This window comes from Limnofasciculus baicalensis BBK-W-15, from assembly GCF_024178385.1.
GTDB lineage: Bacteria > Cyanobacteriota > Cyanobacteriia > Cyanobacteriales > Coleofasciculaceae > Limnofasciculus > Limnofasciculus baicalensis.
Map to the genome: position 1 here is coordinate 1 of NZ_JAMZMM010000284.1, position 7,949 is coordinate 7,949.

The window sequence follows — 7,949 nt, forward strand, 5'->3', positions numbered from 1 at the left end:
CCCCAAAACCGATACGGCATCCGCTGTTCCACTCCCCACTCCCGACTCCCGACTCCCTAGCAGCTAGGAACCGACAAAGCTAAATATTAAGTGTCAAACCTATGGCTTGTAAATTACTCTTTGTCTGCCTTGGTAATATTTGCCGTTCTCCCTCAGCCGAGAACATCATGAATCACCTTGTCGAACAAGCTCTTTTGAGCGATCGCATTATCTGTGATTCGGCTGGCACTAGCAGTTATCACATTGGTGCTGTCCCCGATCGACGGATGGCAGCCGCCGCTCTCCGTCGGGGTATAACCCTCAAAGGTAGAGCTAGGCAATTTGAGATATCTGATTTTGAAAGCTTTGACCTGATTTTGGCAATGGATCGAGATAATTATCGGGAGATTCTTGCCCTAGATGCTACGGGTAAGTATCGCCATAAAGTCCGGTTGATGTGTAAGTTTGCGTCTTGCCATCAGGAAGAAGAAGTGCCCGATCCTTACTATGGTGGTGTAGAGGGATTTAACCAGGTAATTGATTTACTCCTAGATGCCTGTCAGGGTTTACTGGACTATGCGATCGAGAATTACCCATAATTTTATGGAGTACAAAAAACCCGGTTTTTCTGAAAAACCGGGTTTTTTTATCTAATTACCTTTGTGACATTAAATTAAATCCCTACTAGCGGATGTATTCCTTGAGAATGCTGTTCCGATTGGGGTGGCGTAGTTTCCGCAGTGCTTTGGCTTCAATTTGCCGAATTCTTTCGCGAGTCACATTGAAGATCTGACCAATTTCTTCAAGGGTTTTCATTCGTCCATCATCTAACCCGTAACGCAGTCGCAGGACATCTCGTTCGCGAGGGCTGAGAGTGTCAAGGACGCTTTCCAAGTCTTCCCGAAGCAGATTTTTGGACACTTGATCTTCTGGAGTTTCACCATCGGCTTCGATAAAGTCTCCCAGTCTAGAGTCTTCTTCTTTCCCGATTGGTGTTTCCAGGGAGATGGGCAGTTGGGCGGATTTAGCAATAAATCGTAACTTCTCGATGGTCATTTCCATACGATCGGCGATTTCTTCTTCCGTCGGCTTGCGCCCCATTTCTTGGGATAAAATCTTGGTTGTCTTTTTAATCCGAGAGATGGTTTCGTAGAGATGGACAGGTAAGCGAATGGTGCGGGACTGATCTGCGATCGCTCTAGTTATGGCTTGACGAATCCACCAGGTTGCGTAGGTGGAGAACTTGTAGCCTTTTTCATGGTCGAACTTCTCAGCGGCACGAATTAAACCCAGAGAGCCTTCTTGAATGAGATCTTGGAATGACAGACCCCGATTCATGTACTTTTTAGCAATTGAGACTACCAGACGGAGGTTAGACTGAACCATTTTGTCTTTCGCTTTCCGACCTAAGTATAGGCGATAGCGAAACTCCGACAACTTCATGTTGACTGAATTTGCCCATTCATTGTCTTTTGGCTCTCTTTCCAATTGATCGAATAAGCGTTCTCGCACTCGCTCTAATTCCAACAAGTCGGCAATTTTCCGTGCCAATTCAATTTCTTCATCTGCCCGCAACAGTCGTATCCGACCAATTTCTTGCAGGTAGAGGCGAATGGAATCTTCCGTGTAGTGCTTTTTCTTGGCTTGTGCCCGACGACGGGTAGAACGCACCTTGCCAGTCTTACCATCTTCCTCATCCGCTGGAGCCTCAACTAGATCCTCTCTGGTGATATCTTCCTCATCCAGTGGAATATCTAGCAGCTCGTCTCGGTTGATTTCATCCTCGATTAGAAAATCAAACTCCAATCCGCTGCGAGGTTGAGCGATAGTTTCGAGTACGTCGTGTGTCTGGGTCATGCCTTTTTCCTCATGCTCCTTCAGTTAAAGACTAGTTAGGATCTTGTCCGTTCATGTGTTTCAGATAGTGTAGCCAGCGATCTGGGTTTTGCTACTTTCTGAATTGTTCTCCACTCGTTGAGCTAGGAGAAATCATCTAAGATTTATGTCCGCCCCAAAAATGCTGACAATTGCTAACAATCGCTCACATCTTCTTCCTCTGTCACCCTGGAAGTGTCGGCACTATCCAGTCGAGAGGCTGTCACGGTATAGCTTACCGCCGTTTCTAAATTCACAGAAGCATTGAAATCTCTGTCCGCATCATTATTACAAGTTTCACACCGGAAAACTCGTTGAGATAGTGACAAAGACTCTTTAACTACACCACAGTTAGAACATTTTTTGCTCCTGGGAAAGAATCTATCTACCACCACCAATTGACTGCCATAAAGTTGACATTTATATTCTAACTGGCGACGAAATTCAGAAAAACCCATATCCGCAATAGCTGAGGCTAATTTGTGATTCGCCATCATTCCTGATACATTCAAGTCTTCAATCCCAATTACGCCGTGGTTTTTAGCGATATAGGTAGTAATCTTATGTAATGTATCTGACCGAATGTTAGCGATGTGTCTATGTAGCCTTGCTATTTTAATTTGCGCCTTTTTCCAATTACCAGAACCCTTGACTTTTCGTCGATTTAACCATTGGATTCTGGCTAACTTGGTCGAGAGTTTTTTATAACTCTTCGCTCCTTCAAACACCTCCCCTGTCGAGAGAGTCGCCAGGTGGTTTATGCCTAAATCGATCCCAACCACCTCAACTTTTTTCGGTGTTGCCTGTGATGATACCTCGAATTTAAATGAGATAAACCATCGGTCAGCAGTTCGGGAGATTGTCACCGATTTCGGATTAATTCCTTGAGGGAGGCGTTCATAAGTTTTCAAGCAACCAATTACAGGTACTCGGATTTTTCTTGAAGAAACAGTAATTGAACCATCCAAAGTAAACGAGTCATGTCGCCATTTTTTCTTGAAGTTGGGAAAGCCTTTTTTAGAGGTCCAAAAAGCTTTAAAGGCATCGGCTAGATGTTTTAAAGCATATTGAGGTGCGCATTTAGATACTTCATAGTACCAATGATTCTCTGATTTCACCATTGCTACCAAGAGTTTATGTAAGTCAATGGCAGTGGGAAACTTTAACAATTCCAATGGGTATTCCCGATTGTGACTCAGAATATTTTGGCATAATGCCAATCCCCAATTGTAAGCATGACGCGCTACTCCGGCGTGTTTGGCTAAAGTGACGCGCTGTGGACCATTGAGTTTGAGTTCGGTTTTGAACCCTAGAAGCATATGTCAGCCTTTGTCAGTGTTTATTAATAAAACTGCTACTGTTGATTAACCCTTCATCAAATCTACTCTAGCTTCCCACTGAATGACCCCAGACAAATAGCTGAAATATACTCAGCCATTGCACTGAATTTTGCTGGTCGATAACACCCATAGTTTCTGAGAAAGTCATAAATCATCCCGAATTCTAGATAGTACATTTGTTCTGTGCCGCTATCGGCATCTCCTCTGACTACGTTAGCGAAGTTTTTCTCTATTGGAAACATTTTTAACGATCACAGACAGCTACGGGATCGCCAAAGGTCTATTTGTGTAAAACATTTGTTTTAACACAGAAAATGAGTCTCTGGGGTAAGAAACTGGAAATTACACTCTAGTCAAGGGTGATAGAAGTCTTTGAGTACTTCTATTCAACGATCGGGGGATAGGAAGATAAGAGATATCAATTAGTCATTTATGTCTCCCTCCCATATTTCTAACTCTTCCCCCCTGGTCCCTTGTTTCATCGGTAGACTGTGCCACAACCTCTACATGTAGTTTTAATTATGGAGTTTTAGCTGTTTGTCACCCTACTGGTAGTGTTTAGTCGCTAAAAGTCGCTAAGTCTTGAGACTGGAAAGTCAGAAAGTTGACAATTCCTCTATGGTTACAAATTTATAACCTTGTTGCAATAGCTGAGGAATTAACCGATTGGTAGTCTGAGCTACATCTTCTCCTCCATGGTAACCATCATGTAAGACAATTAGCGACCCATTTCGTACTTGTTGTATTACTCGTCGCACAACTACCTCAACGCCGGGTGATACCCAGTCTTCTGGTACAACGCTCCACATCACGGGGCGATATTGCCACTGATGTAATAATTTCAAGGTTTGGGGTGTAAATAAACCGTTAGGGGGGCGCACATCTCTAATATGTTTCGGTTCAAATTGACATGCTTGGCAGATCGCGTCTTGGGTTTTTTCTAAACTTTCTTTAAGCGCATCTGGTTTTAGCAATGGAAAGGAGCGATGGTGATATCCATGGAGTCCGATCCAATGTCCCTGTTGGTAAACTTCTCTGGCAACTGTGGGCGCTGCTTTGACGCAAGCACCCAACCAGAAAAAACTGGCTGTGATATTGTATCTGTCCAATACTTGTAGGAGTTGGGGAGTGTACTTGGGATGAGGACCATCATCGAATGTTAGCGCGATCGCTTTTCTTTGGGGAGAACCTGACCAGAGACAATTGGGGAAGGTTCGTTTCAGAATTGGGTAGAGAATGGGGTAAAGTGGGGCGAATTGCACAGCGGATATGGGGAGTGGGGAGTGGGTTTTTTGGAGTGGGGAATGGGGAGTCGATGAACCAATAGCCGCAGAATAAAAGATATGTCCAGAATAGCAATTACAGAAGCAATTACAACCCTGGCAGAAGCAGAGCGACGATTTAATCTCCACCGCACAGAAAACGAGGAATTTTTCTCAGACTGGCGCACGGGTTTACCTAATCTTTCTGAGGCAGAAAGGATGGGGCTAAATCAGTTGAGGGAGCGATATCTTTATCAACGTGCTGAGAGTCATTTGTTGGAGGGAACTGTTATGCTCTTGTTGGCTTCCCCTCTCCTAGCAATCGCGGGTTTTTACGATCCACCATTTAAGGTTAGGGCTGAGGAATCAGTCCAGATTATTCTTGATGATAGCGAGGAGGTTTTACAAGGGCGGATTGATGTGTTGGTGCTTGATAATCAGCTTTGGATAGTAGTATTAGAATCTAAAAAGACAGCACTTTCGGTTTGGTCAGGATTACCACAAACTCTTGCTTATTTAATGGCTAATCCTCAGCCAGAGCGACCTAGTTTTGGCATGATGACAAATGGCGATGATATTTTGTTTGTGAAACTGACACAAATTGATAATCGACAATATGATGTTTCCAGGGTGTTTTCACCATTTACCTCGAATCATGAACTCTACAGTATTTTGCAAGTTTTGAAGCGAATAAGTCGGGTAATAGACGAATAACCAATAACCAATAACCAATAACCAATAACCAATAACCAATAACCAATAACTAATTGTGCCAAGCTTGGTAAAAGTCTGGATAGGTCATATTTTGGGCACAATGCCAGATGAGACGATAGCAAGCATCATAAAAGTAGTAAGGGATGCGGGAAACTCAGTCTCTTCAGAGCTGAGAGGTAAGCGACTCGGGGGATTTTAATCCCAGTGGTCTTTTCAACGATACTCCTTGCATCTTAAGAGCTTTCGCTATATAATCAAAGGGTAGCGAAAGAAAATCTTATGTACTTGACTCAGAAAAACCAAATACGCGATCTTAGCAAGACCGAGTTCTTGGCTCTGAGACAGTTGTGTCGGTTGAGTAAAAACCTCTACAATGTAGGGCTTTACACAGTCAGACAGTACTACTTCCAAGAACATAAGCACTTGCGTTATGAGTCTGCTTACCATTTGTGCAAAGACAATGAGAACTATCAAACTCTCAACACTGACATTGCACAGCAAACATTGAAGGTAGTAGATAGAACTTTTCGCAGCTTCTATGGATCGATCAAAGCCATTCGATCTGGAACCTATCAGCAGAAGGTAAGACTTCCTCACTACTTGCATAAGGATGGCTATTTTGTGCTGATAATTCCTCGGATCAAAGTCAAGGATGGGAAATTCAAAGTGCCGATGTCGAATTCTTTTAAAAAGGAATTTGGTGAAATTGTACTTGATTTCCCCAAACGCCTTGATCCAGCTAAGATTAAAGAAGTAAGAATTAACCCCAAGTATGACGCTCAATTTTTTGAAGTTGAGTATGTTTCTGAAGGCGAAGTTGAAGCTGTTGAAATAGTCAAGGGCAGTGCTTTGGCGATTGATTTCGGGCTTGATAACTTGGCTACTTGTGTTGACACCAATGGGGCATCCTTTATTGTGGATGGTCGCAAACTTAAATCTATTAATCACTGGTTCAACAAAGAAAATGCCAGACTGCAATCCATTAAAGATTTCCAGGGAATTAAGCAACTTACCGAGCGTCAATCAAGATTGTATACCAATCGCAGCAGTCAAGTTAGAGACTACTTGAACAAGACGGCAAGATTGATTATTGACCATTGTGTCAATACTAAGATTGAACACCTGATTGTCGGGTTCAATATTGGGATGAAAGATGGCATCAATATTGGCAGGAGGAATAATCAAAACTTTGTTCAGATTCCCTTCTATAGCTTGAGAAATAAACTTAAATCCCTTTGTGAGCGATACGGTTTGAACTACCAAGAGCAAGAAGAGTCTTACACTAGTAAAGCGAGTGCTTTGGATGGTGACAACCTGCCTATTTACAATGCCGATAAACCAGCTACGTACCAGTTTTCTGGAAAGCGGGTTAAGCGAGGATTGTATAGAAGCAAAAAAGGACATTTGATTAACTCAGATGCTAATGGTGCTGCAAACATTGGGCGAAAAAGTAAGCAGAATGGTTTTACCGGACTGTCTAGAGGCTGTTTGGCTCAGCCGTTAAGAATCAAGATCCACTAGGGCCTTAATTCTTAAGAATCTCAGCGGCTTCAGCCCTGAGAGTGTCAAACATAGCCTCCTAACCACTTAAATATGTGGTACGAAAGGAAATCTAGTTATGGATATTATCTTAACTCAACGGATATCTTATGGCACAACCTAAAAACTTTGCGCTCTTTGCGCTACTCTTTGCGCCCTTTGCGTTAAAAAAATTATTATTCCTATAGCACTAGATGTGATATTGGGAGTATAGTATCTTTCCCCACTCAGGGCGAAGCATTTGGATTGTCATCTTTGGGTTTTCCGCATAAGTTATCGCCCAAATGCTTCGCCCCTACAGCAAATTGTCCCCACTCCCCACTCCCTACTCCCGACTCCCCACTCCCTCAGCTTGCTTAATCACAACCGGGATTTGCAATGGCTGAGTACCTTGAGCTAAGATTTTGCTTCTCTTCTCTACGAGAGGCTGCGCCAACGAGAAGCTTCGCGCTCGCCCGCCTTCGGCATCGCCTAGCACCTGAAGACTATCAAGAATAGCATCCCGGATAATGACTTCTGATTCACGACTCAACATTAAGCGAAAGCACTCTGTTACTTGTCGCTGTGTGGATGAGTGTAAGTGCCGAGTGCCCCAGCGGGTTAGGTGTCGCACTGCGAGAAGGCGTTTTAGGGGATCAGTGTCAGTAAGCTGAATAAATAGCTCGTCATGTTTTATTTCATCGCGACTATTTTGTTGTTTGAGGATGTGCCAAACTAGTAAACCTAGGGTGGCGAGAGTACCAAATCCTTGAAACATTGCCGCAGCAGCAATCCAGCTTCCATTAGGCTCAACCCAAATGGAAACCATGATGTAAGCGCTTAAGGTAGCGATACCGCCACTAGTTACGGCAATGGCTAACTTTCGATTAGTGCCACTGATGAAGCGGCGTAAACTTGATAAGTAGAGTTGCCAATCCCAGTCTTGGAGGAAGTAAACTACCGCCATTACTAATACACCAGCCACCGTCGCCAGCAAAAGCTGCCAATTCCAAAACAGCATGGCGACGACGAATAATCCCACCAACCAGCTACCGGATTTCTTAAATCGGTATGGGTAACGCGGCTTAAACCCTCGACTTTTTAATGTCAAGAGCAATAAATTGTCACTTTCTCGGATAAGTTGCCGCCACCAAGACGATCCTTGTGCCACGAAGAGTTCCTTCTAGTCTGCGAGCGATAATGCTTGTATGTGCTATCTCTAATTTATAGAATACAGGTTTTGCATGACCAGATGTTAGGG

The 7,949-nt window shown here is 43.5% G+C and carries 9 protein-coding genes; 3 read left to right on the top strand and 6 right to left on the bottom strand.

Translation table 11 applies throughout. The annotated features are described in order from the left end of the window. Nucleotides 1-101: 101 nt before the first annotated feature. Nucleotides 102-578, top strand: coding sequence for a low molecular weight protein-tyrosine-phosphatase (locus tag NJ959_RS21905; protein WP_254013868.1), 477 nt, complete (start codon nt 102-104; stop codon nt 576-578). 85 nt (nt 579-663) lie between these two features. Here the strand turns inward: NJ959_RS21905 and rpoD are convergent, their stop codons facing one another. The 4 genes from rpoD to NJ959_RS21925 form a co-directional block, all read right to left on the bottom strand. After that, entirely contained in the window at nt 664-1,836 is a 1,173-nt protein-coding gene (gene rpoD / locus NJ959_RS21910) for an RNA polymerase sigma factor RpoD (protein ID WP_254013869.1), read from the bottom strand. Between the two features lie 173 nt (nt 1,837-2,009). Next, complete coding sequence (locus NJ959_RS21915) at nt 2,010-3,173, bottom strand: RNA-guided endonuclease InsQ/TnpB family protein (protein ID WP_254013870.1); 1,164 nt, start codon at nt 3,171-3,173, stop codon at nt 2,010-2,012. Nucleotides 3,174-3,235: 62 nt separating this feature from the next. After that, the gene (locus tag NJ959_RS21920; protein ID WP_254013871.1) at nt 3,236-3,436 is read right to left on the bottom strand and encodes a hypothetical protein; all 201 of its coding nucleotides are present in this window, start codon (nt 3,434-3,436) and stop codon (nt 3,236-3,238) included. 354 nt (nt 3,437-3,790) lie between these two features. Beyond that, nucleotides 3,791-4,456: a polysaccharide deacetylase family protein gene (locus tag NJ959_RS21925; RefSeq protein ID WP_254013872.1), complete on the bottom strand. Its 666-nt coding sequence runs from the start codon at nt 4,454-4,456 to the stop codon at nt 3,791-3,793. Between the two features lie 81 nt (nt 4,457-4,537). On the opposite strand from NJ959_RS21925, the gene NJ959_RS21930 reads away from it, so the two are divergent. Beyond that, nucleotides 4,538-5,170 carry a type I restriction endonuclease gene (locus NJ959_RS21930; RefSeq protein ID WP_254013873.1) on the top strand — a complete coding sequence of 211 codons (633 nt, stop codon included), beginning with the start codon at nt 4,538-4,540 and terminating at the stop codon, nt 5,168-5,170. Between the two features lie 49 nt (nt 5,171-5,219). Here the strand turns inward: NJ959_RS21930 and NJ959_RS30810 are convergent, their stop codons facing one another. After that, nucleotides 5,220-5,315: a hypothetical protein gene (locus tag NJ959_RS30810; protein ID WP_373693691.1), complete on the bottom strand. Its 96-nt coding sequence runs from the start codon at nt 5,313-5,315 to the stop codon at nt 5,220-5,222. Nucleotides 5,316-5,449: 134 nt separating this feature from the next. Between NJ959_RS30810 and NJ959_RS21935 the strand changes: the two genes are divergently transcribed. Beyond that, nucleotides 5,450-6,691 carry an RNA-guided endonuclease InsQ/TnpB family protein gene (locus tag NJ959_RS21935; RefSeq protein ID WP_254013874.1) on the top strand — a complete coding sequence of 414 codons (1,242 nt, stop codon included), beginning with the start codon at nt 5,450-5,452 and terminating at the stop codon, nt 6,689-6,691. Nucleotides 6,692-7,034: 343 nt separating this feature from the next. Here NJ959_RS21935 and NJ959_RS21940 read toward each other — a convergent pair whose 3' ends face one another. After that, nucleotides 7,035-7,859, bottom strand: a complete 825-nt coding sequence (locus NJ959_RS21940; protein WP_254013875.1) for a hypothetical protein — start codon at nt 7,857-7,859, stop codon at nt 7,035-7,037. Between the last annotated feature and the right edge of the window lie 90 nt (nt 7,860-7,949).